The following is a 25,811-nucleotide window of genomic DNA, read 5'->3' on the forward strand; positions in this document are numbered from 1 at the left end:
AATGAATCATGGTATAAATACTTGATTTGTTTTTGATTACGATAGTTTTTACAAAAAAATAGAGCCGCTCTTTACGAACGGCTCTACTGGATTTGAATTAATAGTAACTTAAGCGTTTGGTGCTCCTGCCATAATCTCGGCATTGGCAAATTCTTCAAATTTGGCGAAGTTAGCTTTGAATTTGGCGGCTAACTCTGCTGCTTTAATATCATATAATTCTGGGTCTTCCCAGGTGTTTCTTGGATTCAATATTTCACTTGGTACATTTGGACAGCTTTGTGGTTTTGCAATTCCAAATACTTTGTGGTTTTCATAAGCCACGTCGTCTAATTCCCCGTTTAATGCTGCGGTAATCATGGCGCGTGTATATTTCAACTTCATTCTGCTTCCTATTCCGTAAGGTCCGCCAGTCCATCCTGTGTTGATTAGCCATACTTTTACATTGGCATCTTTCATTTTTTTACTCAACATCTCTGCATATTTTGTTGGGTGAAGTGGCATAAAAGGTGCTCCAAAACAAGCAGAAAAATTTGGTTGCGGTTCCGTTACTCCTGCTTCAGTTCCTGCCACTTTTGCGGTGTAACCAGAGATAAAGTGGTACGCAGCTTGGCCTGGAGTTAGTTTTGCAATTGGAGGCAAGATTCCAAAAGAATCAGCTGTTAGGAAAAATATATTTTTCGGGTTTTCTCCAATAGATCCTTCTTGGATGTTGTCTATATGATAAATTGGGTAACTAACGCGAGTGTTTTGAGTGATTGAAACATCTTCAAAATCAACTGTTTTTGTTTCTTTGTCTAAAACTACATTTTCTAATATGGCGCCTTTTTTTATCGCTCTAAAAATATCTGGTTCATTCTCTTCAGTAAGGTTTATGACTTTAGCATAACAACCTCCTTCAAAATTAAAAACGGTGTTTTCATTGGTCCATCCGTGTTCATCATCACCTATTAATTTACGGTTTGGATCTGCAGATAAAGTTGTTTTTCCAGTTCCTGATAGTCCAAAGAAAATAGCAGTATCGCCACCTTCCCCTACATTGGCACTGCAGTGCATAGGTAATGTATTCTTGAAAACAGGTAAAATGAAATTCAAAGCAGAGAAAATTCCTTTTTTCATTTCTCCAGTATATCCGGTTCCGCCTATTAACACTACTTTTTTGGTGAAATCTAAAATAGCAAAATTGCTTTGGCGCGTTCCATCAATAGCAGGATCAGCCATAAAACTTGGAACGCAAAGTACAGTCCATTCTGGTGCAAAATTGGCAAGTTCAGCTGCTTCAGGTCGTAGGAACATATTGTAGCAAAATAAATTTGCCCATGGCGTTTCAGTGATTACGCGAACATTTAATCTATAATTTGGGTCAGAGCAAACGTATGCATCTCTTACAAAAACTTCTTTGTCAGCTAAATAAGTGGTTACTTTATTGCACAAAGCTTCAAAAGCAGCAGGTTCAAACGGAATATTTACTTTCCCCCACCAAACTAAATCTTCACTAATACTATCTCTTACGATAAAACGATCTTGAGGAGAGCGACCGGTATATTCACCTGTGTTAACCGCTAAAGCGCCTGTGGAGCTTTCTACTCCTTGATTAGTTTGTATGGTAATGTTGTGTAATTCTTCTGGAGATAACTGGTAGTGAATTTTGGTACTTTCAATTCCTAAATCTTTTAACGAAATCGATTGCGTGAAAAGGGTGTTGTTGTCCATAAATTTATTGTGTATAGTTACTTTTTTATAGAGTGCAAAAGTAGAAATTATATTTCAGTTAGTCTTTAATTCTTCTGATTTTGTGATTTTTATTTAACAGTGTTACTAATAAAAGTCCCCAAGCCATTATTAATAGTAGCCCGCCAATGGGTGTTACAAATCCGATGCGTTTAAAATCAAATGCCATAAGGTCATTTGTAGCCAATAAATAAATCGAACCAGAGAATAAAATCACGCCACTTAGTACTAAATAATAGATTGTTTTTTTAACCGCATCAGTTAATTCATCATATAAACCGATAAACAATAAAAACAACGCATGATACATTTGGTAGCGTACACCAGTTTCAAAAGTGGCCAACTGCTCTACCGCTAGGAATTTTTTTAAGCCATGAGCTCCAAAAGCGCCTAAAATAATGGCGATGATTCCCAAGATAGTGGCTGTTGTTACAATTTTTGATTTCATAGTGTTGTCTTTAATACAAAAGTATTTTATATCCCATACATATAAAAGGATTTGCGGGCTTAGTTTTACTCTACAAAGAAAAAATCGGCACTGTAATTTTGAATTTTAGAAATAAAACCGACTTCATTTGTTATAAATACAACAATTATGTATGTTTGTGTTACAAATATTTCAAAATGAGACAAATTTTAATCATCGGTGCGGGAAGATCAGCTTCATCTCTTATTCAATATCTTTTAGACAAATCCGAAAAAGAGAAGTTGCACCTTGTTATTGGTGATTTATCATTGGCTTTAGCCCAGCGTAAAACAAACGATCACAAAAACGCAACTGCAATAGCTTTAGATATTTATGATAATGAGCAACGAAAAAAAGCGATTGAAAATGCCGATATTGTCATCTCGATGTTGCCCGCTCATTTGCATATTGAAGTAGCAAGAGATTGTATTGTGTACAAAAAAAGTTTAGTTACTGCCTCCTATGTTAGTGATGCCATGCAGGAATTAGATGAAGCTGCCAAAGCAAATAATCTAATTTTCATGAATGAGATTGGACTTGATCCTGGAATTGATCACATGAGTGCGATGAAAGTGATAGATGCCATCAAGGAGAAAGGTGGCGAAATGATTCTTTTTGAGTCGTTTTGTGGCGGATTAGTTGCACCCGAATCGGATACGAATCTTTGGAATTATAAATTTACTTGGGCGCCGCGCAATGTGGTGCTTGCCGGTCAAGGTGGCGCTGCCAAGTTTATACAGGAAGGAACTTATAAATACATTCCGTACTGTAATTTGTTTCGCAGAACCGAGTTTTTACAAGTAGAAGGGTATGGTCGTTTTGAAGCATATTCTAACAGGGATTCGCTCAAATACCGCAGTGTGTATCGTTTAGATAATGTGCTTACGTTGTACAGAGGAACAATCCGAAGAGTAGGTTTCTCTAAAGCGTGGACCATGTTTGTGCAGTTAGGCATGACCGATGACAGTTACATAATGGAAAACTCAGAAAACATGAGTTACCGTGATTTTGTAAATTCATTTTTGCCGTATCACCCCACAGATTCTGTCGAAATCAAAACCCGTTTAATCTTAAAAATTGACCAAGATGACATTATGTGGGACAAGTTGCTAGAACTCGACTTGTTTAATCCTAATAAAATAGTGGGTTTGAAAGATGCTACACCCGCTAAAATTTTAGAAAAAATATTAACCGACAGTTGGACGCTCGAAGAAGACGACAAAGATATGATTGTCATGTACCATAAATTTGGTTATGAATTAAATGGCAACAAAGAGCAAATAGATTCAAAAATGGTTTGTATTGGCGACGATCAAACCTATACCGCCATGGCAAAAACAGTAGGATTACCCGTAGCGATGGCCACATTATTGATTTTGAATGGCAAAATTACCACGCCAGGCGTTCAATTGCCCATCCGCAAAGAAGTATATGAACCTATTTTAAAAGAATTAGAGGATTATGGCGTTATTTTCAAAGAAATTGCCATGCCGTATTTAGGATATAATCCAGATAAAGAGTTTAGTTAGAAGTAGTAATTATTAGTTTTTTTAGATTTTAGTTTGCTAAATCCGCTCCTTGTGATGTAAATCTACAGTTGCGGATTTTTTATGAATTTCAGCGAGTTTGTATTGGGATTTGGGCGTGACCCTGTAGTTGGCTTCGTCGTTCCTCCTAGCCACTTTGGGTCGGGCTGTTCGCTGCAATCTTTATGTTTCTTTAGAACCTGAAATAAATTCAGGTTAAAAAACACAAAGGATTTTCGCTGCCATCCCTCACGCAAGACATAGCAATGACGCGTCTTTTTTTTAATGACTTGTAAGAAAATCTTAATATATTTGAAAAATACGAAGTGAGGCAAACCTTTGTCAATATACATTGGTTTAGGTGTAAATATGAAGGTTTGTTTTGCTTATGAACTAGTTGTACGTCAGCTTAAAAAAAATCGTACTAAATAAAAGCCAAAAATGAAAGAAAAGCTAATTCAACTAAATAAGTCAAATAAAATTGAGAAATTTTCAATGTTCTTAATTTTACTTTTAATTCTACTTTTAGTTGCGATTTTCGCACAATACCATTTTACAAAATTAAATCTTACGAATCCGTTAATACCAAAATACATCGATTTTGAATTTTTTGAACCATATGCAAAAAAAGGTTTTATAATTTCAATTGGATTATTTATTGCTCTAACATTAAAATTCTTGAAACAAAATCTCTTGTCTTTAATCGTTTGTTCAATAATCATATGTGTTTATATTTTTACAGATTTCAATCCTGATTTTAGTAATTACACAAAATAAAAACTGAAAAATTCTATATCGTAATGAAAATTCGTAAATTTGAGATATGGAAAAAAAGAAATTTATAGAGCAACATTTTATTATAGATAGTTTGACTAATTCTATCTTAAATACAATCTCTGGCGACAGTTTCCAAACCGAAGTTATTCTACTTACAAAATCAGACTTAAAAGATATTATTAAAAAAAATGGTTGGAATTTTGATTGGAAATCTGAATTTAACGACATTAAAAAAGAAGTCTATAAATTAACCATTGAACATAATACAAATATTATTCAAGGATTATTAAGTATAACGATTGAAGCTGACCATATTTATATGGATTTATTAGAAAGTTCTCCATTCAACATTGGCGAAAACAAATTGTATGAAGGAGTTGCAGGAAATTTAGTTGCTTATGCTTGTAAGCTTTCTTTTCAGAAAGGATTTGACGGATTTGTTGCATTTACAGCAAAAACGCAATTAATTGAGCATTATGAAAAAACTTTAGGTGCATTTCATTTTAAAAATCAAAGAATGATTATTGATACTGATGCTTCAAAATTTTTGGTAGAAAAATATTTTAAAAACTAAAAATATGGGATTAATTAAAGAACCGAAAGGAATTGATTTTATTATTAAAAGCAAACCTTTGACAGATATAGAGCGAAAAGAAATTAGTGAATACATAAAATCGAAAAAAGAGCAATCTAAGACTCTTGAAGCGAAAAAAACTTTTATGAAACCGAAAATTAAGGTGTAAAATTTTGCCAATCGCCCAACAGCGAGAGATTCGTTGTGCGCGCTGCAGGAGCAATGAAACTCTGTTTGAATCCTCCATGGCGGACAAGCTGGAACCGGTCACTGGCAGGAACTATGGAGTTCTCTAAAATTTTTTAGAGATAATATAAAAAGGATTTAGCATCCTCTTTTTTTTGAAAAAGGATTTTTTGGGCGTGACCCTGCAAATTGCTTCGTCGTTCCTCCTCGCCACTATGGGTCGGGCAGTTCGCTGCAATCTTTGTTTTTTTTTAGAACCTGAAATAAATTCAGGTTAAAAAACACAAAGGATTTTCGCTGCCATCCGTCACGCAACGCATTTCAATGACGCGCCGTTTTTTACTAAATTTTAAGAAAATTTTAATATATTTGGGTAGCGCATTGCGAAACAACTTTTGCTAATCTACCCATGTTTAGGTGTATAAGAAGGTTTGTTACGCTTACATATCAGTTACCTGCAACCTTAACGCAACAGAATACTATGATAGACAAAATTGAATTAAAATCTGGATCATCTACAGGTCAGAAAAATCTAAATATTGACATTACACCTATAACTGTATTTGTAGGTCCGAATAATTCAGGAAAAAGCAGAATTTTAATTGAAATAGAAAACGCAATTAGAAATGGACAAGAACAAACTGGAGATTTAATTCTAAACAAAATAACATATACTTCTTTAATTGAAAATGAAATAGAAGAGGAAATTAACAACATAGAAGAATATCCCACATTAAATGACAATATTCAAAAAGGAAATAAAATTATTGGAAAACTTAATCCTCAAGATAATCAAGCTAAACGATTTGAAATAAATCCGCAAGATTTAATTAGAGAATCCTTAAACCCAAATTCACAAAGAAATTGGACTTTTCCAAAGTTCTTAAGTTTATACACTATTAGATTAGATGGAAGTAATAGATTAAATCTTTTAAGAGAACAAAGTGCTGGCGATTTACAATTAACACCTACAAATCATTTAGCTCATTTATTTTTAAATAACTCACTTCGGTCTGAAGTTAGAAGAATTATTTACGATGCATTTGAAAAGTATTATGTGATTGACCCAACTAAATCAGGATATCTAAGAGTTAGATTATCCGATACAGCACCAAAAACAGAACAACAAGAAAGAGGTTGGGATCAAGATGCTATTGATTTTCACAAGAAAGGTTTATTAATTGAAAACACTAGTGATGGCGTAAAAGCCTTTACAGGTATAATCACAACTATTTTAGCAGGAGATCCAAAAATAAGTTTAATTGATGAACCAGAAGCTTTTTTACACCCAGCATTGTCAAATAAACTTGGAAAAGAAATAGGACAATCATTACGGAATACAAATAAAAGACTTATTGCCGCTACACACAGTTCGTCTTTTTTAATGGGCTGTATTCAGTCAGGTTCTCCATTAAACATAGTCAGGCTAACTTATAAAAATGGAGTTGCAACATCTAGAATTTTAGAAAAGGAAAAAATTCTTTATTTAATGCGCCACCCTTTACTTCGTTCTACTGGTGTCTTAAATGGTCTTTTTTATGAAGCTGTAATTGTTACTGAAGCTGATTCAGACCGAGCTTTTTATCAAGAAATTAATGAAAGGTTAATAACAAAGAATGACCGTCGAGGTATTTCTAATTGTTTATTTCTGAACGCACAAAATAAGCAAACAGTATGGGATATTGTAAAACCTTTGAGAGAGTTAGGTATTCCTGCTGTAGGTATTGTAGATATTGATGTATTTAAAGAGGGTGGTCAAGTATTTACTAAATTACTTGAAGGAGCATATTTACCATCATTAAACCATAAATCTTTTCATAACCAAAGAAAAGAAATTTATGATAAGTTAAATGAAACAGAAAAAAGATGGAAAATTGAAGGTGGAATTGAGGTATTAGAGGGCGAAAATAAAGAAGCCTGTGAAAATTTTTTGAATCAACTAGATGAATATGGAGTTTTCATAGTTCGTAACGGAGAATTAGAAAGTTGGTTAAAGCATATGAAAATTGCTGGACACGGCTCTAAATGGTTAATTGATATTTTTTCTAAAATGGGCGAAAATCCTGATTCAAAAGATTACTTACAACCAGCAGGCAATGATGTATGGGAATTTATAGGTAAAATAAAAGAATGGATAGAACTTCCAACTAGAAAAGGTATTCCGAAATAAAAAAGGTAGCAGGTAACCGCCAATTTGAGTTATCTGGTATTTAGTGGTATTACCGTTTCGCATAAAGTTTTCGTTAAGCCGAAAATTGAGAGTTTACGAACTTCCAGCCATCTCAAAGCAGCAAAACGTTTAGTTTGATAAATCCGCTTCAAAAGAAGCGGATTTCTTTTTTACGATTATGATTTAGATTGAATCGTTATTGGTAAGCTGTACATTACTCTAACAGGGACGCCGTTCAGTTTTCCGGGAATCCAGTTCGGGCATGTTTTCAAAACACGTATGGCTTCTTCACCGGTTCCAAAACCAATATCACGTATGTTTTTTATGTCGCTTAAACTGCCGTCTTTTTCTATAACAAAGGTGATGTATACTTTTCCTTTTAAGTTAGGCTGCTTTGGAGTTTTAAAATTATTGCCAACAAATTTGTAAAATTCCATTATTCCTCCTGGGAAATCAGGTTTGGTAGTTATTCCTGCAGTATTGTAAATGTCAGTTTTGGTTGTCGCTTTAGCTTTATTTGGTTGCATTTTGATTGCTACTTCTTTGACCTTTTTTTTGCCCATTACTGTAATGTTAATTTCTTTACCTGGAAATTTCTTGTAGGCATTTTTTAAATTACTATTAAAATAGTTGTGTGTGTATAAATTATATTGATATTCTTGTGGATGTTTTTTTGTTCGTGCATTTTTGTAAATAAAACTTTTGGAGAATGATGCTATGTCATCAGCTTTGTATCTGTTTAATGTTGAGTTTGGGATATTTTTTCCGTCAATCCAAAAGGCACCATTTTTTTCGTTTTTCCAACTTTCAAATTCTTTTTTTGATGGTGACTTTTTTTGAGAAGGAGTTGGAAGATAGAATAGGAATCGTTTTTTTTCTTCTAAAGATAATTCTTCATATTTTTTATCAATTAGGATCTTTTTATTCTTGTCTTTAACAATTAATCGGACTCCGCTATAGTAAGAATCTCTTTTTTGTTTATCGGAAATGGTATTTTGCGCATTGCTTTTTGCATTGTTAACTTGTTTTTCTTGGGCAATACTTTCAACACATAAAAGTAAAATTAGACCAGTAAAACAAGGTAGCAAGATAATTTTTTTAAGTATTGCTTTTGATTTTGATGTGGTTTTTGTCATCATAAGTAATCGTTTTTTAGTTATTAAATAATTCAAATTACTGGCCAAGTAAAAAGTTTGGTTCTCGTTCGCTTTCGATAGCAATAAAGATTGATAGAACGGAACATTGTTATAGGATTTCACTACTTTCTCGTCAGCAAGAAATTCGTGGTTGAGTTGTATGGCTTTTTTGTAAAAAATAAAAAGAGGGTTGAACCAAAAAACGGTTTTCAATAGTTCGATGAATAAAATATCCAACGTGTGTTTTTGAGTCACATGCGTGAGTTCGTGCGTGTACAATTCGGCTTCGATTTGACGGTTGTTGTATTCCGTTTCGTTGATGAAAATCGTATTCAAGAAAGTATGCGGCAACGTTTTTTCGGGGACCAAAATCAATTTGGCATTCTTATAATTAATTGGTGTATTCATCTTCATTTTAGACGAAATCTTGATGATATTACTGAAAAAACGAATCGCCAAAACGAGTGTTACTACAGCATACAAACTCCATATTCCTATAACCAAATAGTTTGTTTCCTCCAGTATTACAGCACTTCCTTGCAGTATCAGGATATTTCCCGGATTGACTGTAGGCTGCGATATTTCCTGAATGACTTCGATAGTTATGAATGGAAGTACCATCGAAAAAACAATACTGAACAACAAGTAAAACCTATTGAAAACGTGTATTTTTTCTTTTTCCAAAAACAAATAATACACTGCCAGTAGCGCGAATAAAGTAATTGTCGATTTAATTAGAAAGTCGGTCATTTTTTCTTTTTTAGAATTTCACTGTCTATTATATATTTCTTTGCACCTCATTAATAATTACTGGTTTTGTAACTGTGCCTTCTTTTATTGTTTTCTCAATTACTTTGAAAAAAGCTTTTTTGTCTTTATCCTTTAAATGCTTTTCAAAATAAGAGTTGCTAAATAGTAGATAATGATTTAAATCAGTTTCAATAGATTTGCCATTTAAAGTTGGATTGTAATATCTTGAATATCTTACAATATAATGTGCGTTATATTTTTTTAAATCGATATTGTTGATTTTTTTGCCGTCTAATATTCCTGAAAATCTAGTGTCATTTATCCAGGCTTCAAATTCTTTGTTCGTTGGACTTTTCCTTTTGATTTCCGCTGGAGCATTGCCAATATAAGATCTCTTTTCATTTAGCGTAAGAACTTCATATTTTTTATTTATTAAGACTTTTTTGCGGTTGTCTTTTACAATTAATCGAACGTCTTCGTAATAGGCATCTCTTTTTTTATCCTCAGATAGTGAGGAATTATCCTTGTCATTTGCTGGTTGTGTAATTGTTTGGACGCATAAAAATAGTACTAGTCCAGTAAATAGCGGAATCAAAATGATTTTCTTAGCAATTGATTTCGAGCTTGATGTGGTTTTTGTCATCATGAGTAATCGTTTTTTAGTTATTAGATAATTCAAATTACTGGCCAAGTAAAAAGTTGGGTTATCGCTTGCCTTTGAAAGCAATAAAGATTGGTAGAACGGAACATTGTTATAGGAGGTCACTACTTTTTCATCGGCAAGAAATTCGTGGTTGAGTTGTATGGCTTTTTTGTAAAAAATAAAAATAGGGTTGAACCAAAAAACGGTTTTCAATAGTTCGATGAATAAAATATCCAACGTGTGTTTTTGAGTCACATGCGTGAGCTCGTGCGTGTATAATTCAGCTTCAATTTCACGGTTGTTGTATTCTGTTTCGTTGATGAAAATCGTATTCAGGAAAGTGTGCGGCAATATTTTTTCGGGAACCAAAATCAATTTGGCATTCTTATAATTAATTGGTGTATTTATCTTCATTTTAGACGAAATCTTGATGATATTACTGAAAAAACGAATCGCCAAAACGAGTGTTACTACAGCATACAAACTCCATATTCCTATAACCAAATAGTTTGTTTCCTCCAGTATTACAGCGCTTCCTTGCAGTATCTGGATATTTCCCGGATTGACTGTAGGCTGTGCTATTTCCTCAATGACTTCAATAGTTATAAATGGAATCACCATCGAAAAAACAAGACTGAACAACAGGTAAAACCTATTGAAAACGTGTATTTTTTCTTTTTCCAAAAACAAATAATACACTGCCAGTAGCACCAATAAAGTAATTGTCGATTTAATTAGAAAGTCGGTCATTTTTTCTTTTTTAGAATTTCACTGTCTATTATTTTCTTTAGATCTTCCAGTTCCGTTTGAGATAAATTGGTTTCAGTGGTAAAGAAAGAAGCAAATTGTGACGCCGAATTATTAAAGAAATTACTAATCAATCCGTTGACGTGTTTCGAGAAATAATCGGTTTTCTTGACCAAAGGATAATATTCCCGAGAGTTTCCAAATTCATTGTAGGCCACAAATTGCTTGTCGATCATTCTTTTTAATAAAGTAGCGATGGTTGTGGTTGCTGGTTTTGGTTTTGGGTAGGCTTCAAGCAAGTCTTTCATGAAGGCTTTCTCGAGTTTCCAAAGGTGTTCCATTACTTGTTCTTCGGCGTTCGTGAGTTGTTGCATGTTTATTTTTTAATTGGTGTAAATTTCTTGAATGGGTATTCCCTTTTCGTAGATTTTGGTTCCTAGCAAAACTCCTTCGGAGTCGTAAAATATCCATTCTCCTGTGGGTAGCCATTCTATTTTTGACTCGATTACCTCTTTTTTTGAAAATCCTATTTGTTGAATTTTTCCTGTATTGTGATATTTAATCACATGGCAACTGTTTTTTTTATATTTTTCTTTTGAAAGTAATCTATCGTTCATAAACTCTTTCCAAGTTCCAATTTTTTCTCCTTTTTTGTATCTTCCTGTTGCGACAGATTCGATATTCATGAAGTTTTCGGTTTGAATCCATTTACCTGTTTTTAATCCGTTTTTGGTTTGATTTATTTTGCAACTAGTCAAGCTTATGCAAAAAAGAATGATGATGATTATATACTGATTTTGGATTTTCATTTCTACAGATTAAAACATTGCTCTACAAATGTAGAATAAAAAATGAAATAAACAAATTTTTAAGAAAAATAATTTGGTGGTCAGGGATTTACAAGAGGATTTGGTGTTTAAGTCATGTTAACTCCTTAGATCGATTTAATAATAGGCTCTAATGTAGCCATAAGAATTTTGTTTATATTTAAAAAAGGCAAACGAAACATACACTCGATATGTTGACCAAGTATTTTAGTACCTAATAAGTTCGGTGTGAAATTTTAAATTTCAAATAGTGCATTTGAGATATGAAATATAAGAAATGGAGTTTAGAAAACCACTTAAATATCAAAAAGTGGAAAAAAGCGAAAGAAAATTAAAGTTAATCACACAAATCAAATATTACCTTATCATCTTGAAGTATAAAATTGTTGTTATTCCAAAACTTAGAATCTTCTTTAAGTGTAATATTCTGATTTATTTTTTGAAGATGGCGCTCAATTTTTTCTACATTGGAATATTTAACATCAATAGACATTACATTATTCACTAAAAAGTTTTCACTTAAAATTACATTATCGGCTATTGATGTAATTATTGATTTATTTATGACATTACAATAATTTATAAAATATTTACCCTCATGTATTTTATATGTAAAAATTATTTTATGCAGCATTTGAGCCATTTTGTCTTTTTCATTTTTGATTTCAGAAGGCTCTCTTACAACGCAATGTTCATATTTTAGTACCGCAAAAGTTTCAGTATCTATATATAATATTCCAGATGATTTTTTTGGAGCAGGATAACCATATCCGGTAGAATATGATCCAGGCGAATTATTGACGAAACTAATTTTATAAACTTTTCTATCGTTATATAGCAAGACTTCCTCTTTTTTTAAATTGTAAGAAGACGTTTTATATAGTACATTAGATTTACTCAATATTACATCTCTGTCAAAAATAAACGCAAAATTAGTTATTTTACCATACTGATTATTAATATTATCTTCAGCTAATGTACGCATTTGTTGTATTTCACCATATAATTCTTCGTCAGGTGTATTTACTCCTTTCATTCCATTAGAATTGTATGTATTTATAACCGCTTCTATGTTGGATGTAATTTTATTTTTTTTGATGATTTGAGTTCGGAAATAAAATTTTTGATTGTATGGATCTTGGTAATAGTTAAGTTCAATATTATTTCTTGCTTTTGTAACAATATCTTCGGCGGTCAATGATTTTCTTGCGGAATTAACGACAACTTCATCTAAAATTATCCCTTCAAATTTGTGTGATCTTAGTCTAATGTTTATCTGGTTTTTATTAGTACTTATTATGCTCGAAATATTGATTGTGTCCGTGGCGTATCCCATTGCGGAAATTATTAATTTGTCTTGAAAATCCTTTTTTTGAATAGTAAAACTAAAAGCACCATCTTTATTGGCAACAATACTTCTTTTAGTTTTCACTAGGGATACTTCTGCATTAGGTATTACTTTTCTATTTTTAGAATCTATTATTTTTCCAACAATAGAAAACACTTCTTCTTTAGAGTTGTTAATGACCGGTTTTGGATAACTTCTTATCTCTGGTTGGTATGATTTTTTAATAAACAGCAATCCATCAAATATAAAGCCCCATTTTGCCTTGAAAGGAATATTTCCTAATGCAGAACAATAATAGCTATTGTTGTCATTTTTATTAAACTCAAAAAAAGTTTTTGAAGTAGCTTTATCATATAGCTGATGCTCTATGCTATTAAATGGCGGTTGCAGTATAGGAAATGGTTTTTCATCTACAATACCGTATTCTCCTTCATAAGATGAAAAAGCAATGCTATAAATTTGCTCGCCAAAGTGCTTTTTTAGTAACTCGCCCATTGGAATTGCTCCTTCAAGTAATTTTGAGCCGTCACCTGTTTTGTAATCAGTATATCCAGTATTTTTTATTTCATTATTAGCATATTGTTTGAAGTAATCTTCTGTCTCGTCTGTATATTCAAATTGGTTGATTTTTTTAGAAAAATGGTAAGAAGCTCCCCAGCAAATCATCTTATCGTTAGGGTAAATTTCAGATAAAAAAATAAGATTTTTTGCCATTTGCTCATCTCTAGGATTTTGAACAGCAATTTTTTGTTTTTGTAATTGCATAATATCAAATGACACATCGGCAATTTTACTAATAAAAACTTGTTTCATTATTTTTTCATCAAAATTTACATTTTCAATTTTATTGAACGAATTCATTACAAAATCAAAATTTTTATAAAGTTCAAGGGAATCTTTTTTATTAGATGCTACATCTTCTAAATCCCTTGAAACAAATGATTTTTCTATACTTATGATTACATTTTCAGGAAAAGTAATTTTTCTATTTTGAAATAATTTTATTAAATCATCCATATAATGATTCTTAAATATAGACCCTTCTTGGGAATCAAAACCTAGAATCTTTATAGGATCATTTTGTTTTGCTCGTTCGTTTACATAATCCATTAAATTTTGGAATGCTTTTGTGTCAGACCATATTCCAAAAACAGCTTCACTGAAAATTGAAATGTTTGATTTGTTTTCAGAATACTGTTTAAATGCTTTATAATGGTCATAAAAACCACTTTCAAAAACAATTGTATTGTATCCCATTTTTTCGTGAAGGTATTTTACAATTTCAACTTTTTCGTCAAATGTAGCTCCGTCTCCATGTGATTGTTCTCCTAATAAAACTATCTTTTTTGATTTAATTACATTTTCTAAAAAAGAGTAATTATTCGCAGTGTTTATTATGAAAGACTTCCCTTCAATTGGAGTTTGAGGAAAAACAAGGTTGTAAAACAAGCTTATAAGAACAGTTGTGAATATTTTCATATTATTTTTGAATCATTTTAAGATACTATTTCGCAAATCGAAAGATACCGCCTTTCATTACGCTATTGTTTTGTAAATTTAATGATTATATTTTAAAGAAAATAAAGATAAAAAATGATTTCAAAAAACCATCAATGCTAAGTCGCTTGGATATGCATAAGGTGTACCTGATGGCGCAGAATTACTACGTCAGTTCGGCTAAAGCCTCGGGTGCATTCTGTGCCGACTGCTATTGAGAACAACCAATCAAAAAAACATTGCTCCATCAAACAAGAAAGAGTATAATTTTTTACACAATGTAGCTTCTTAATTGGTTTTGTTTGTTCAACTTTGCGGGCACGGAATGCAATTCCGCGCTATCAAATCGATAAATTTAGTACGTATTCGCGCGATCGGAGATTCTCAGGTGACTGATTTTAGTTTTTATCAACTAGTGTTTTGTAGCCATAACTTAGAATTTCTCGAATCGATTGAGAAATTTTAAACATCCACCAAACATTACTAATATACTTTTTATGGATTTTAGATTTACAAAATATAGCTTTATTAATGCGCTATGGTCATTGATACCAATTTTTCCAACTTGGACATTGTTTCCTGGTCTTCTCGCGGCAATGGGCTTAGAAAAAATCACTAGTAACTGTGAAACTGGCTATTTAATTGTTCTTTGGATTTCAGCAGTAACGGTAATTGGAATGATGGTTTTCTATGGCTATAGGTTGGACAATATTTTGCTAAAGACTGAAATTGAAGTTAAACGTAATTTTAGATTTTATTCTTTGATCATATATACCTTATCAAATACTGTTTTATTAATTACTTTGCTTGGTGTGGATTTGGCATGTTACGGAGACGGCCAAACCTTGTTGATGTGCATCTTTTCAGGACCACTTGCAAGCTTAGTTCTTATTGCTTTTGGGTTTCTATTGGATTTAAAATAAAGTATTTCCACAATTTTTCTACAACTAAAACTATCTTATCTCCTTTAAGAAATCTATCAACGAGCAATAGTTGCGTTAAGGATGGAAGTGGAAATCCTTTTTATTTTTTTGTTTCAAAAAATAAAAAGATTGAGAACGGACAGCCTGACCCGCTATTTTCGCGGGGAACGCCCAAAAAAAATCCGCCCTGTTTAGAGCGGATTTAGTATTTATGGAAAGGAATTTATTTTGATAACTCCACGAAATATTTATAAAACAACGGAATGGTTTCAATTCCTTTTAGGTAATTGAAGATCCCGAAGTGTTCGTTTGGCGAGTGAATGGCATCGCTGTCCAGACCAAATCCCATGAGGATAGTTTTGCTTTTTAGTTCTTTTTCGAATAACGCTACAATAGGAATACTTCCTCCGGAACGCACTGGAATTGCGGGAACGCCAAAGGTTTCAGTATACGCCATGTTTGCGGCTTTGTACCCAATGCTGTCTATTGGGGTTACGTAACCTTGCCCGCCATGATGCGGTTTTACGAGTACGGTTACGCCTGCAGGGGCAATGCTGGTGAAATGTTTGGTGAACAATTCAGTGATGTGCTCCCAATCTTGATTCGGAACCAAACGCATGGAGATTTTGGCGAATGCTTTGCTCGCAATGACGGTTTTTGCGCCTTCTCCGGTGTAACCGCCCCAGATTCCGTTAACGTCTAGTGTAGGCCGAATGGAATTTCTTTCGTTCGTTACATAGCCTTTTTCGCCGTAAATGTCGTTTAAGTCGAGTGCTTTCTTATAGTTTTCAAGGCTAAAAGGCGCTTTGGCCATTTCAGCTCTTTCCTCCGTAGATAGTTCTTCTACATTATCATAGAAACCGGGAATGGTAATGTGGTTGTTTTCATCATGAAGCGATGCAATCATTTTTGCCAACACATTGATTGGATTTGCTACGGCACCTCCGTACAATCCGGAATGTAAGTCGCGGTTTGGACCTGTAACTTCAACTTCTACGTAGCTTAATCCACGTAAACCAGTGGTGATCGACGGTTGCTGATTCGAAATCATTCCGGTATCTGAAATTAAAATCACATCGTTTTTAAGTTTTTCTTGGTTGCGTTCTACAAACCAGCTCAAACTTTTAGATCCAATTTCTTCCTCGCCTTCAATCATAAACTTGACATTACAAGGCAAAGTGTTGGATTGAAACATATATTCTAATGCTTTTACGTGCATGTACATTTGACCCTTGTCATCACACGATCCACGGGCAAAAATAGCGCCTTCGGGATGAATGTCGGTTTTTTTGATTACGGGTTCAAATGGGGGTGAAGTCCAAAGTTCCAATGGATCTGGTGGTTGTACATCATAATGTCCGTACACTAAAACGGTAGGTAAGTTAGGGTCGATGATTTTTTCGGCATACACAATTGGGTAGCCTGGTGTGTCGCAAATTTCGACTAGATCGCAGCCGGCTTTCTCTAAACTGGCTTTTACGGCATCGGCAGTTTCAAAAACATCATGTGAGTAGGCGGTGTCGGCACTTACAGATGGAATTTTTAGTAATTCGATTAACTCGTTGATAAAGCGATCTTTGTGTTCTTGAACGTATGCTTTAATATTTTCCATTAGGTGAATTTTGTTTGTATGTTCAAAAGTACAAAAAGAGTATGAATATTTTTTATCAAAATTGTTTTGAAAATAAGAAGTTAAGTGTATCTTTGCACCCACAATTGCGCGGATATGGTGAAATTGGTAGACATGCCAGACTTAGGATCTGGTGCCGCAAGGCGTGTAGGTTCGAGTCCTATTATCCGCACAAAAAAGTCCAAACGAAAGTTTGGACTTTTTTTGTGGGAATAGACGAGAAGTTCATCCCGAGATTATCGGGAAGGAGTATTATCCGCACAAAAAAAGCTTCTCAATCGAGAAGCTTTTTTTATAGTTTTATGTGTAATTTATTTGTTTTCTATCCACGCATTTATTTTCATCTCTAATAATGCTAATGGCATTACACCTGATTCTAATACTTTTTCATGGAATTTTTTAATATCAAATTTAGCTCCCATTTTAGTTTCGGCTTTTTTGCGGAGCTCCATTATTTTTAACTGACCAATTTTATACGAAAGTGCCTGTCCAGGAATAGCCATGTAACGCTCTATTTCAGGGATAATACTCGCTTCACTTTCGGCTTCATTGGCTAAGGAAAACTGGATAGCTTTCTCTCTCGACCAACCTTTAGCGTGTAAACCAGTATCTACCACTAATCGAACCGCTCGGTGCATTTCATTGCCCAGCATACCAAAATACTGATACGGATCTTGATACAATCCTAACTCTTTACCTAAACTTTCTGTGTATAATGCCCAGCCTTCGCCGTAAGCACCAAACCAATTGAATTTTCTAAAATCAGGCAAACTTTTGTTTTCCTGCTGCAAGGATATTTGGAAGTGATGACCCGGAATCGCTTCGTGCAAAAACAAATCTTCGTCACCATACATATTATAATTTGCTACATCTGGAATAGGAACATAAAAAATTCCTGGTCGCGTTCCGTCAGCCGTTCCTTGATTATACTCGGCACTCGCTGTTTGTTCTCTAAAAGCTTCTGTGCGTCTGATTTCAAATTTTGTTTGCGGTTGTAACGCAAATAATTTGTCTACGTTGGGTTTAATACGGGTGTAAATACTTTGAAAATTAGCAATAACCTCTTCTGGTTTGGTGAAAGGTTTTAGTTCTTTTTTGTTTCGAACCTCTTCAAAAAACTCGATTAATGTACCTTTAAAACCCACTTGAGTTTTTACCTTTTCCATTTCGGCTGTTAAACGGGCAACTTCTTTCAATCCTAATTCATGAATGGCTTCGGGAGTCATATCAGTAGTGGTCCATTGCTTTACGTAGGCAGCATATAAATCTTTTCCAAAAGGCAAACTGCCTATTCCGCTTGTTGTTCTAGATGCAGGAAGAAATTCCTTGTTTAAGAAATCAGCCATTTTTTTATACTTCGGAATCAATTTGTCATTGATGGTGGCAGTATACTTGGCGGTTAAATCTTTTTTGATACTTTCGGGGAAAGAGTCTGGCATCAGTTTAATGGCAGAGTAAAATAAATTATCTTCGATTTTGGGTGTCGCCATCTCTGCAAATTGCGGAATTAGTTTTACCGTCAGCGATTTTGGTAATACTACTCCTTTTGCCATTCCTTTTTTCATGTAGACCATTGCCGAATCGATCCAAACGGAGTACTTATCCATTCTCTTCAAGAAATTGGTGTAGTCTTGCTCTGTTTTAAAAGGTTGTGCGTTAGTTCCTCCTGCAAATTGTCCCATCGTAAGGTGTGTACCCCAAAATTGATGTACAGGAAGTAAATTGGTAGGCTGTTTGAGTAGATTTTTTCCAATCTCAACTTCCCATTTTATGATTTCGTAGCTGTTTTTTTCTTCCGCTGTTAAGTTTTCTTTTGAAATTGTATTTAATGCTGTTTCGTATTTGTCATAAAAAGCAGCTTGCGATTTTCTATAACTGTCTGTCATTTCAAATTGCAACTGATCGTTATATTGATTTTGACCACTTTGTGTTGCTCCTAAAGGATCCATAGCGTTTTTGTCGTCAAAATAGCTTTTTGTTAAACTTGTAAAATCTTGTTTTTTGTCTTCAGATTTACAATTAATAAGCAGCAACGATGCTGTTATTGAGAAGAAAAGTGTGGTTATTTTTTTCATTATTTAGATTTGATTATTAGTGAAGCTAATTTATCCAAAAATAATTAATTATTACCCCAAATATATTGCTATTGTAATGCGGTACATGGACTTTTTATATTTTCATTCCCTATCAGTCAAAAAAAATCCCATTCGGTTTAAAACGAATGGGTTCTTAGGTTTCTGTTTTGGGATATACGTAGAATACCAGATTTGAAAAAATCAATTTTTTATCCGTGATACACTCTCGAGGCAATTATTTTATTTTCTTTAATGTCTAGGACTTCCGCCACTTGCAGGTCAACTTCACCAGTAACAGTTCTGGTATATTCCATGAATACGCGGTCTCCATTTGCGGTAAGCGATTTTACTTTGTAGTTTAAACTGGGTAAGCGTTCAAAAGCATCTTTCCACCAGCTACGCAAAGCTTCTTTGCCGCTAACAAAACCATCACTTTCGGGATGTTGCATTTTTAGTTTTGGACTAAAATGTACTGCTTCATCATCGTATAAGGACAATAATTTTTCTAATTCTTTATTGTTGAAACTTTCAAACCATTTAAAAGCAATTGATTGTAATTTTTCTGGCGTCATACTATTGTAAGATTGTGTTTTTAATCAAAAAATCCCCTTTCGCTATGCGAAACGGGATTTACTATTTATAATTTGAAAATGTATTAAACGTTTTTCAAATTGATGATTTCTTGTTCGGTAAGCAACCTCCAGTTTCCTCTAGGTAAATTCTTTTTGGTTAAACCTGCAAAAGAAACTCTGTCGATACGCAGTACATCATAACTAAAGTGTTCAAAGATAGAACGAACAACTTTTACGTTAGCTGATCTTAATTGCAATCCGATTTCACTTTTTGCCTCGCCTTCTATGTAACTTACGTCTTCTACAAAAACACGGTGACCGTCTAGTGTTAATCCTTTTTGGATTTTTTCTAAATCTTCAAATTTTAAGTTTTTATCTAATGAAACTTGGTAAATTTTAGATGATTTTTGACTTGGTAATGTAAACTTACGAATCATGTCCGTGTCGTTCGTGAACAATAACAATCCTGTTGTGTTTTTGTCCATTCGTCCTACTGCACCAATTTTTGCAGTAGTAGAACCTTTTACCAATTCCAATACATTACGGTATTCCTGACCTTCGTCCATCGCAGTGGTGAAGTTTTTAGGTTTATTCAGCAAGATGTACACTTTTTTCTCTGGAGTCAATGTAGATCCATCAAAATTAACAACATCCCCTGGTTTTACCATGTATCCCATTTCGGTTACAGGAATTCCATTTACTTTTACAGTACCAGATTGAATGTAAATATCCGCATCACGACGCGAGCACGCACCAGAATTTGCAATATATTTATTCAAACGAATTTCGTCTTTTACTTTCGGTCTCTTTGGTGCTTGATTTGGTTTTTTCTCTACTTTATCAGTAGCGATATCGGCAACTTTAGTAGTAACTTTAACTTTTTTTGGCCCTTGGGCGCGCTTCTGCATGGCAGGTTTTGGCTTATTCGAACTTGGTCTTGAGCTAGCTGCTCTTGGACCACTTTTCTTATTATTGCCTTCCTTGTTATTCATAATATTCCAATAATTTGTGCAAAGATACTATTTATATACTTGACAATCAATAACCGCCAATTATAAAAACGTTAACTGGCTAGTTAGTAAGCTAATTAATATATTTAAGTATCGTTTTTTTTGGAGCTAATTCCCGCTATCCGTTGCAATCTTTTCTTTTTTAAAGGAAAAAAGAAAAGGATTTTCACTACTATCGGGGCTATCTTCAATGAAACATTTGGTAGTCTTTCAGAGTGTTTTTACAACGCTTTTAAATGCTAAAACTAGAATGAATCTAAACCGTCATCAACAATCTTTTCCCGTGCCATAAAACACTTGGATTAATCAAGACAATGCAAAAGACTCCAGCTACGATAAGAAATTTTAAAAGATTATGAAGCAACAAGAATTGTAGCTTAGTATTTGACTTCCACAGGTAAATCAGAAAAAAAATAAGTACTATCAAACAGGAATAAAAGTAGCCGTCCATGTAGCCTACATCGTAAATTTCGATCAAAAGATAAACAGGAAGTACTGTCAAAATAGTCAAAAGAGTAATTATTTTTTTTGATGTTTCCTCGCCGTAAACAATGGGAATCGTTTTGTAGTCGTTTACTAAATCCCCCTTAAGATTTTCTAAATCTTTAATCATTTCCCGAATGAGTAACAGCAAAAATAAAAAGGAGGCATGCGCAAAAATTACTCCAAGTTGCTGTTTGTAATTTTCAATTTCTTCAAATGGAATTCGGGTGTAAAAATACAGAAGTATCGCAAAAAAAGGCAAAACAGCGAGTAAAGCAGCCATTAGATTTCCTATGATTGGGTATTTTTTTATTTTATGGGAGTACAACCAAATGAAAAATATATATCCTGAAAAGAATAAAAATACACGCCACGAAACAAACAAAGCCATCAAAGCGACAATGAAATTAAGTGTAAAATAAACGTTTAATTTTGTTTTTTGACTCACCAATCGATCCAACATTGATTTAGTAGGGCGGTTGATTAAATCCTTTTGACTATCGTAAAAGTTGTTGATGATATATCCAGATGCAATCGTTAGTGAAGATGCGAAAACCAGAATAAATAAATTGTAATCGAGTAAAATATCGAGTGCTCTTATTTCAGGGGCCAAAATAAATACTGCCGAAAGATACTGGGCTAAAATAATGATGGGAATGTTGTATCCGCGCACAACAGAGAACAAACTTGCAATTTTCATTATTAGAAGTTTGTGTTGCCTGCTTAACATTTAGATTTATTTAATAAGATATGGTTCCCAATACTAAAGATACTGCTTTAGGTTTTCTTTTCCCTCTCTTTTGGAGAGGGTTTTGGAGAGGGTGACTAAAACTGATAAACTACTTCTAGTTTGTAATCTTTAAGAGAAGCTTTCGCTTTTTCTAAGTCCTCGGTAAAACCAAGAATGTAGCCACCACCGCCTGATCCACATAATTTTAAATAGTAATCGTTACTGTCAATACCTTGTTGCCAAATTCCGTGAAATTGCTCTGGAATCATAGGTTTAAAATTGTTTAAGACTACTTTTGAAAGCTTCTTAGTGTTCATGAATAGCGATTTCATATCTCCGCCTAAGAAATTTTCAACGCATGCATCGGTGTATTTAACAAATTGATTTTTCAACATGGTTCTAAAACCTTTGTCTTTTAGGTTTTCCATAAAGATATTTACCATCGGAGCGGTTTCGCCCACAATACCTGAATCTAATAAAAATACAGCACCTTTACCATCAAAACTTTGAGTAGGAATTCCCGTTGCTTCAATGTGATCTTTAGAATTAATTAAAATTGGAATACTCAAGTAACTATTCAAAGGATCTAAACCTGAACTTTTCCCGTGGAAAAAACTCTCCATTTGAGAAAAGATATTTTTTAACTGCAGTAATTTTTCACGGGTTAGGTTTTCTAAAACCGTGATTTTATTGTTTGCATATTTGTCGTAAATAGCAGCTACTAATGCGCCACTACTTCCAACTCCATATCCTTGTGGGATGCTAGAGTCAAAATACATTCCGGTTTCAACATCTTCTTTTAAAAGAGATAAATCAAAAGTAACAAGTTCTGGTTGCTCGTTTTGCAATGTTTCTAAATATGTAACAAAACGTTTCAAGTGACGGTTTGATTGGATTGCTTCGTGAGAGGGATTATCCTCTTTTTTTAGCGCACCATTATAAAAATTATATGGAATTGAAAGCCCTTTTGAGTCACGAATGATTCCGTATTCTCCAAAGAGTAATATTTTTGAATAAAATAAAGGTCCTTTCATATGTATTTTAAATTAACAATTTGGGGTTGGTAATTGTAATGTATTTATTTTTATATATCCAATTGATCGCCTCGATTGTCTTCTTGGATTTTAATTTCAATTTGTTCTTGTTCTTCGGCTGATAGTTCTGTCCAAACGGTTTGTTGTTGTTTTTCAAAAACGTTTCTTACAGCTTTTAATAAAGTGGCATCAGTAGTTGCAAGTAACATTTTGATCAATTCTATTTTTTCTGATTGAATATCCATCAACTTTTTTTTAAGAATGTTTAAAGATACACAAAAAAAGATTAAACAAGCGCTGCTCCGTTTCCTATTTGATCACAAATGTACTGCCCATTTTGACAATAGCCAACTAATTCGTCTTTAATAAATTGCAAAACTTTTTCGCTAACGTTTTCGGGATACAAAACATGTACATTGGCACCAGCATCTAGCGTGAAACAAACGGGTATTTGCGTTTCATTCCTAAATTTCCAAATAGCATTAATGATTTGTAATGTGTTTGGTTTCATTAAGATAAAATACGGCATCGAAGTCATCATCATGGCGTGTAATGTCAAGGCTTCGCTTTCTACAATTTTGATAAATGAGTTTAAATCACCACTTTCAAAAATAGTAATTAGCGCATTTAAATTTTCATGCGCTTGTGCAAATCGCCTTTCGGCAAAAGGATGGTTGTGCATCAAGTCATGACCAACGGTACTTGAAACTTGTTTTTCGCCTTTGTCAACCAGTAAAATTGTGTCTTGAAAATTCGAAAAATTAGCATGAATCGCATGCGGAAATTCTACTCCAAATAAGTCTGAACTTCTAGGAATATTGGCTTGGTTTCCCCAAACCACAACTTGTCCTTTTACACTTCGGCAAGCACTTCCGGAACCCAAACGGGCTAGTAAAGACGCTTTTTGATAGAAATAATCTTCAGACATTGCTGGGTTTAACGCTTTTTCGAGGCTCATTAAATTCATTGCCAAGGCTGCCATTCCTGATGCCGATGACGCAATTCCGGAACTGTGCGGAAACGTATTTTCGGTATCAATCGTAAAATGATAGTCTTTTAAAAACGGCAAATAGATTTCTATTCGCTCTAAAAACTTTTGAATTTTCGGTTTGAAATCTTCTTTAGGTTGCCCTTCAAAAAGCAAATCAAAAGAAAAAGAACCGTCGTTTTCTTTTTTTGCGAAAGCCAATTTGGTAATCGTTTTGCAATTATTCAATGTAAAACTCACCGATGGATTAGCTGGAATTTGATTCTCTTTTTTCCCCCAGTATTTTACAAGTGCAATATTACTGGGTGCGCTCCATTGAAAATTCCCGCTTTCAACAGTATTGGTATGTAATAATGGAATAAAATCGGTTGCTGCAATCATAAAAATGAAAAATTTACGCAAAGATACTTTTTTTGAGTTATTTGTTTATTCGATTAGATAGTTATTCAGTAGAAATATTTGAGTAAATTTGAACAATAAAAATAATCTATTTAGACCATCAAGAATTTTTTAATCATTAATTAGTTAAGTTTCATTAAAGTTTGATCTTAATTTTTTTTTATTTCTTAATGGTTATAATTGTAAAGTGAATACGAGAATCAAAAAAATCATATTTTCTTATAGGACTAATATGTTTTGAAAAATTAATATATTTTAAAAATATAAAAATGAATAAAATCACCCGAATATTAGCAGTTGTCGTTACGTGTCTTGCCATTGGTTATTTCTCTGGAATGGTTACTCGTTCAGCTATTACGACATGGTATCCTACATTGATAAAACCTAGTTTTAATCCACCCAATTGGATTTTTGCACCGGTTTGGAGTATGCTTTATGTGATGATGGGTGTGGCCGCAGGATTGGTTTGGGACCGAATAGAAGTTGAGAAAGAAGCCGTGAAAAAAGCGTTGCTTTTCTTTGCAATTCAATTGGCACTTAATGCTTTGTGGTCGTATTTGTTCTTCGGATTACAAAACCCAATGCTTGCTGGACTAGAAATAATTGTATTGTGGTTGATGATTTTTGAAACCTACATTCAATTTGCAAAAATTAATAAAATTGCAGGGTACTTGTTTATTCCGTATTTGGCGTGGGTGAGTTTTGCTGCGGTGTTGAATGGAAGTATTTGGTGGTTGAATAGATAGTTGGAAGTTTTTAGTTTTAGTCATTTTTTCATGGAATGAATAAACGCTAGCTTCTTTTAAGTTTCATAACTTTTTAAACTCAATATTCTTGGTGGATAAAAAATCCATCATCGATAAAACTGTACTATTTTCCAGTAGTGTTTTCGATTTTGGGTCGGCTTCACAAAACTGGAGGAAAATAGCTATTTCATCTGATTTTAATTTTAAAGTTTCGATATAAAATTTTTGGTCACAACTGGATTTAGCTAGTGTTATAAAATCTATATCGGTTATTGCTACTTTTTTAACTTCCTCTTTTTCTTTTAGGAATAGCTTAAGAATCATCCCTCCAATTCGCATTAAATCCATGCCGTTTTCAATACTCCCTGTGTAAACACCAGGATTTTTTAATTTTTTTGCATTTTTCTCTAATGTGTATTGATCAAGTTTGGCTTGTTCCCATTTTTCATCTTTACTTAGTTTTATTGATGGCATGCTTTGAACTATTACTTCTTTAAGTTCTTCGACTTTTGGGGATAATGAGATTTTAATGGCACCTTGGTTTAATACGGCTATCGAAATTTTCATTTCTTTTATTTCATGATTTTTAGCAACAAAAACCAATTGGTCGTTTACATTGATACCAATGGTAAACTTTCCTTCAGCATCGGTCAAAGTAACTGTTTTTGCGGTTGCGTTGATTACCTCAACTTTGGTTGCCGCGGTTTTGTCAAAGTAGACTTGCCCCCGAATACTTTTGTTTCCTTGTGCTAGCCCACTTTGATATAATATAAAAATGAAAATAGAAGCGAGTAGTTTTGTTGTCATAAAGATTTGATAATACGGGCGTAAAGTTATCAGAATCTT

22 protein-coding genes and 1 tRNA gene are annotated in these 25,811 nt (G+C 33.5%); 7 read left to right on the top strand and 16 right to left on the bottom strand.

Annotation, left to right across the window (positions count from 1 at the left end; all coding sequences use genetic code 11):
- Window positions 1-108 precede the first annotated feature (108 nt).
- Entirely contained in the window at window positions 109-1,710 is a 1,602-nt protein-coding gene (gene pckA / locus ACNQGB_RS05610) for a phosphoenolpyruvate carboxykinase (ATP) (protein WP_417945027.1), read from the bottom strand.
- A gap of 58 nt (window positions 1,711-1,768) precedes the next feature.
- On the bottom strand, window positions 1,769-2,176 hold the full coding sequence (locus ACNQGB_RS05615) for a DUF423 domain-containing protein (RefSeq protein WP_417945025.1): 408 nt from the start codon (window positions 2,174-2,176) through the stop codon (window positions 1,769-1,771).
- 176 nt (window positions 2,177-2,352) lie between these two features.
- Here ACNQGB_RS05615 and ACNQGB_RS05620 point away from each other — a divergent pair, with 176 nt between their 5' ends.
- The 4 genes from ACNQGB_RS05620 (at window position 2,353) to ACNQGB_RS05635 (ending at window position 7,427) form a co-directional block, all read left to right on the top strand.
- Window positions 2,353-3,723, top strand: coding sequence for a saccharopine dehydrogenase family protein (locus tag ACNQGB_RS05620; RefSeq protein WP_417945024.1), 1,371 nt, complete (start codon window positions 2,353-2,355; stop codon window positions 3,721-3,723).
- Window positions 3,724-4,543: 820 nt separating this feature from the next.
- Window positions 4,544-5,071, top strand: coding sequence for a hypothetical protein (locus ACNQGB_RS05625; RefSeq protein WP_417945023.1), 528 nt, complete (start codon window positions 4,544-4,546; stop codon window positions 5,069-5,071).
- 4 nt (window positions 5,072-5,075) lie between these two features.
- On the top strand, window positions 5,076-5,240 hold the full coding sequence (locus tag ACNQGB_RS05630; RefSeq protein WP_417945021.1) for a hypothetical protein: 165 nt from the start codon (window positions 5,076-5,078) through the stop codon (window positions 5,238-5,240).
- Window positions 5,241-5,738: 498 nt separating this feature from the next.
- Window positions 5,739-7,427: an ATP-dependent nuclease gene (locus tag ACNQGB_RS05635; RefSeq protein ID WP_417945019.1), complete on the top strand. Its 1,689-nt coding sequence runs from the start codon at window positions 5,739-5,741 to the stop codon at window positions 7,425-7,427.
- Between the two features lie 176 nt (window positions 7,428-7,603).
- Here ACNQGB_RS05635 and ACNQGB_RS05640 read toward each other — a convergent pair whose 3' ends face one another.
- From ACNQGB_RS05640 to ACNQGB_RS05660, 5 genes are all read right to left on the bottom strand, one after another.
- Window positions 7,604-9,313: a M56 family metallopeptidase gene (locus tag ACNQGB_RS05640; RefSeq protein ID WP_417945017.1), complete on the bottom strand. Its 1,710-nt coding sequence runs from the start codon at window positions 9,311-9,313 to the stop codon at window positions 7,604-7,606.
- Between the two features lie 28 nt (window positions 9,314-9,341).
- Window positions 9,342-10,706 carry a M56 family metallopeptidase gene (locus tag ACNQGB_RS05645; protein ID WP_417945015.1) on the bottom strand — a complete coding sequence of 455 codons (1,365 nt, stop codon included), beginning with the start codon at window positions 10,704-10,706 and terminating at the stop codon, window positions 9,342-9,344.
- A complete protein-coding gene (locus ACNQGB_RS05650; protein WP_121363828.1) occupies window positions 10,703-11,077 on the bottom strand; it encodes a BlaI/MecI/CopY family transcriptional regulator in 375 nt (124 codons plus the stop codon). The genes ACNQGB_RS05645 and ACNQGB_RS05650 overlap by 4 nt, the downstream gene beginning before the upstream one ends.
- 9 nt (window positions 11,078-11,086) lie before the next feature.
- Window positions 11,087-11,512, bottom strand: coding sequence for a toxin-antitoxin system YwqK family antitoxin (locus ACNQGB_RS05655; RefSeq protein WP_417945012.1), 426 nt, complete (start codon window positions 11,510-11,512; stop codon window positions 11,087-11,089).
- 355 nt (window positions 11,513-11,867) lie between these two features.
- Window positions 11,868-14,357 (bottom strand): erythromycin esterase family protein, encoded by a 2,490-nt coding sequence (locus ACNQGB_RS05660; protein ID WP_417945010.1) that lies wholly within the window; start codon window positions 14,355-14,357, stop codon window positions 11,868-11,870.
- Between the two features lie 515 nt (window positions 14,358-14,872).
- Here ACNQGB_RS05660 and ACNQGB_RS05665 point away from each other — a divergent pair.
- Complete coding sequence (locus ACNQGB_RS05665) at window positions 14,873-15,298, top strand: hypothetical protein (protein ID WP_417945008.1); 426 nt, start codon at window positions 14,873-14,875, stop codon at window positions 15,296-15,298.
- 223 nt (window positions 15,299-15,521) lie between these two features.
- Here ACNQGB_RS05665 and ACNQGB_RS05670 read toward each other — a convergent pair whose 3' ends face one another.
- A complete protein-coding gene (locus ACNQGB_RS05670; RefSeq protein WP_417945006.1) occupies window positions 15,522-16,910 on the bottom strand; it encodes a dipeptidase in 1,389 nt (462 codons plus the stop codon).
- Window positions 16,911-17,018: 108 nt separating this feature from the next.
- On the opposite strand from ACNQGB_RS05670, the gene ACNQGB_RS05675 reads away from it, so the two are divergent.
- A tRNA-Leu gene (locus ACNQGB_RS05675) sits at window positions 17,019-17,100 on the top strand.
- Window positions 17,101-17,239: 139 nt separating this feature from the next.
- On the opposite strand, the gene ACNQGB_RS05680 is transcribed toward ACNQGB_RS05675, so the two are convergent.
- From ACNQGB_RS05680 to ACNQGB_RS05710, 7 genes are all read right to left on the bottom strand, one after another.
- Window positions 17,240-19,003: a DUF885 domain-containing protein gene (locus tag ACNQGB_RS05680; protein WP_417945004.1), complete on the bottom strand. Its 1,764-nt coding sequence runs from the start codon at window positions 19,001-19,003 to the stop codon at window positions 17,240-17,242.
- 209 nt (window positions 19,004-19,212) lie between these two features.
- Entirely contained in the window at window positions 19,213-19,575 is a 363-nt protein-coding gene (locus tag ACNQGB_RS05685; RefSeq protein ID WP_417945002.1) for a nuclear transport factor 2 family protein, read from the bottom strand.
- Window positions 19,576-19,658: 83 nt separating this feature from the next.
- The gene (locus ACNQGB_RS05690; RefSeq protein ID WP_417945001.1) at window positions 19,659-20,567 is read right to left on the bottom strand and encodes a pseudouridine synthase; all 909 of its coding nucleotides are present in this window, start codon (window positions 20,565-20,567) and stop codon (window positions 19,659-19,661) included.
- Window positions 20,568-20,841: 274 nt separating this feature from the next.
- Entirely contained in the window at window positions 20,842-21,798 is a 957-nt protein-coding gene (locus ACNQGB_RS05695) for a geranylgeranylglycerol-phosphate geranylgeranyltransferase (RefSeq protein ID WP_417944999.1), read from the bottom strand.
- A gap of 95 nt (window positions 21,799-21,893) precedes the next feature.
- Entirely contained in the window at window positions 21,894-22,832 is a 939-nt protein-coding gene (locus ACNQGB_RS05700; protein WP_417944997.1) for a mevalonate kinase family protein, read from the bottom strand.
- A 50-nt stretch (window positions 22,833-22,882) separates the two neighbouring features.
- Window positions 22,883-23,077: a hypothetical protein gene (locus tag ACNQGB_RS05705; RefSeq protein WP_417944996.1), complete on the bottom strand. Its 195-nt coding sequence runs from the start codon at window positions 23,075-23,077 to the stop codon at window positions 22,883-22,885.
- Between the two features lie 41 nt (window positions 23,078-23,118).
- A complete protein-coding gene (locus ACNQGB_RS05710; RefSeq protein ID WP_417945038.1) occupies window positions 23,119-24,201 on the bottom strand; it encodes a diphosphomevalonate decarboxylase in 1,083 nt (360 codons plus the stop codon).
- Between the two features lie 287 nt (window positions 24,202-24,488).
- On the opposite strand from ACNQGB_RS05710, the gene ACNQGB_RS05715 reads away from it, so the two are divergent.
- A complete protein-coding gene (locus tag ACNQGB_RS05715; protein WP_417944994.1) occupies window positions 24,489-24,965 on the top strand; it encodes a TspO/MBR family protein in 477 nt (158 codons plus the stop codon).
- Window positions 24,966-25,028: 63 nt separating this feature from the next.
- Here ACNQGB_RS05715 and ACNQGB_RS05720 read toward each other — a convergent pair whose 3' ends face one another.
- On the bottom strand, window positions 25,029-25,772 hold the full coding sequence (locus ACNQGB_RS05720) for a hypothetical protein (protein ID WP_417944993.1): 744 nt from the start codon (window positions 25,770-25,772) through the stop codon (window positions 25,029-25,031).
- Window positions 25,773-25,811: the final 39 nt, after the last annotated feature.

The sequence above is a fragment of the Flavobacterium frigidum genome (genome assembly GCF_048286795.2).

What these genes read in the sequence shown, in the direction of transcription:
- pckA (WP_417945027.1), bottom strand. Translation starts at nt 1,710, where the DNA reads ATGGACAACAACACCCTTTTCACGCAATCGATTTCGTTAAAAGATTTA.
- ACNQGB_RS05615 (WP_417945025.1), bottom strand. Translation starts at nt 2,176, where the DNA reads ATGAAATCAAAAATTGTAACAACAGCCACTATCTTGGGAATCATCGCC.
- ACNQGB_RS05620 (WP_417945024.1), top strand. Translation starts at nt 2,353, where the DNA reads ATGAGACAAATTTTAATCATCGGTGCGGGAAGATCAGCTTCATCTCTT.
- ACNQGB_RS05625 (WP_417945023.1), top strand. Translation starts at nt 4,544, where the DNA reads ATGGAAAAAAAGAAATTTATAGAGCAACATTTTATTATAGATAGTTTG.
- ACNQGB_RS05630 (WP_417945021.1), top strand. Translation starts at nt 5,076, where the DNA reads ATGGGATTAATTAAAGAACCGAAAGGAATTGATTTTATTATTAAAAGC.
- ACNQGB_RS05635 (WP_417945019.1), top strand. Translation starts at nt 5,739, where the DNA reads ATGATAGACAAAATTGAATTAAAATCTGGATCATCTACAGGTCAGAAA.
- ACNQGB_RS05640 (WP_417945017.1), bottom strand. Translation starts at nt 9,313, where the DNA reads ATGACCGACTTTCTAATTAAATCGACAATTACTTTATTCGCGCTACTG.
- ACNQGB_RS05645 (WP_417945015.1), bottom strand. Translation starts at nt 10,706, where the DNA reads ATGACCGACTTTCTAATTAAATCGACAATTACTTTATTGGTGCTACTG.
- ACNQGB_RS05650 (WP_121363828.1), bottom strand. Translation starts at nt 11,077, where the DNA reads ATGCAACAACTCACGAACGCCGAAGAACAAGTAATGGAACACCTTTGG.
- ACNQGB_RS05655 (WP_417945012.1), bottom strand. Translation starts at nt 11,512, where the DNA reads ATGAAAATCCAAAATCAGTATATAATCATCATCATTCTTTTTTGCATA.
- ACNQGB_RS05660 (WP_417945010.1), bottom strand. Translation starts at nt 14,357, where the DNA reads ATGAAAATATTCACAACTGTTCTTATAAGCTTGTTTTACAACCTTGTT.
- ACNQGB_RS05665 (WP_417945008.1), top strand. Translation starts at nt 14,873, where the DNA reads ATGGATTTTAGATTTACAAAATATAGCTTTATTAATGCGCTATGGTCA.
- ACNQGB_RS05670 (WP_417945006.1), bottom strand. Translation starts at nt 16,910, where the DNA reads ATGGAAAATATTAAAGCATACGTTCAAGAACACAAAGATCGCTTTATC.
- ACNQGB_RS05680 (WP_417945004.1), bottom strand. Translation starts at nt 19,003, where the DNA reads ATGAAAAAAATAACCACACTTTTCTTCTCAATAACAGCATCGTTGCTG.
- ACNQGB_RS05685 (WP_417945002.1), bottom strand. Translation starts at nt 19,575, where the DNA reads ATGACGCCAGAAAAATTACAATCAATTGCTTTTAAATGGTTTGAAAGT.
- ACNQGB_RS05690 (WP_417945001.1), bottom strand. Translation starts at nt 20,567, where the DNA reads ATGAATAACAAGGAAGGCAATAATAAGAAAAGTGGTCCAAGAGCAGCT.
- ACNQGB_RS05695 (WP_417944999.1), bottom strand. Translation starts at nt 21,798, where the DNA reads ATGTTAAGCAGGCAACACAAACTTCTAATAATGAAAATTGCAAGTTTG.
- ACNQGB_RS05700 (WP_417944997.1), bottom strand. Translation starts at nt 22,832, where the DNA reads ATGAAAGGACCTTTATTTTATTCAAAAATATTACTCTTTGGAGAATAC.
- ACNQGB_RS05705 (WP_417944996.1), bottom strand. Translation starts at nt 23,077, where the DNA reads ATGGATATTCAATCAGAAAAAATAGAATTGATCAAAATGTTACTTGCA.
- ACNQGB_RS05710 (WP_417945038.1), bottom strand. Translation starts at nt 24,201, where the DNA reads ATGATTGCAGCAACCGATTTTATTCCATTATTACATACCAATACTGTT.
- ACNQGB_RS05715 (WP_417944994.1), top strand. Translation starts at nt 24,489, where the DNA reads ATGAATAAAATCACCCGAATATTAGCAGTTGTCGTTACGTGTCTTGCC.
- ACNQGB_RS05720 (WP_417944993.1), bottom strand. Translation starts at nt 25,772, where the DNA reads ATGACAACAAAACTACTCGCTTCTATTTTCATTTTTATATTATATCAA.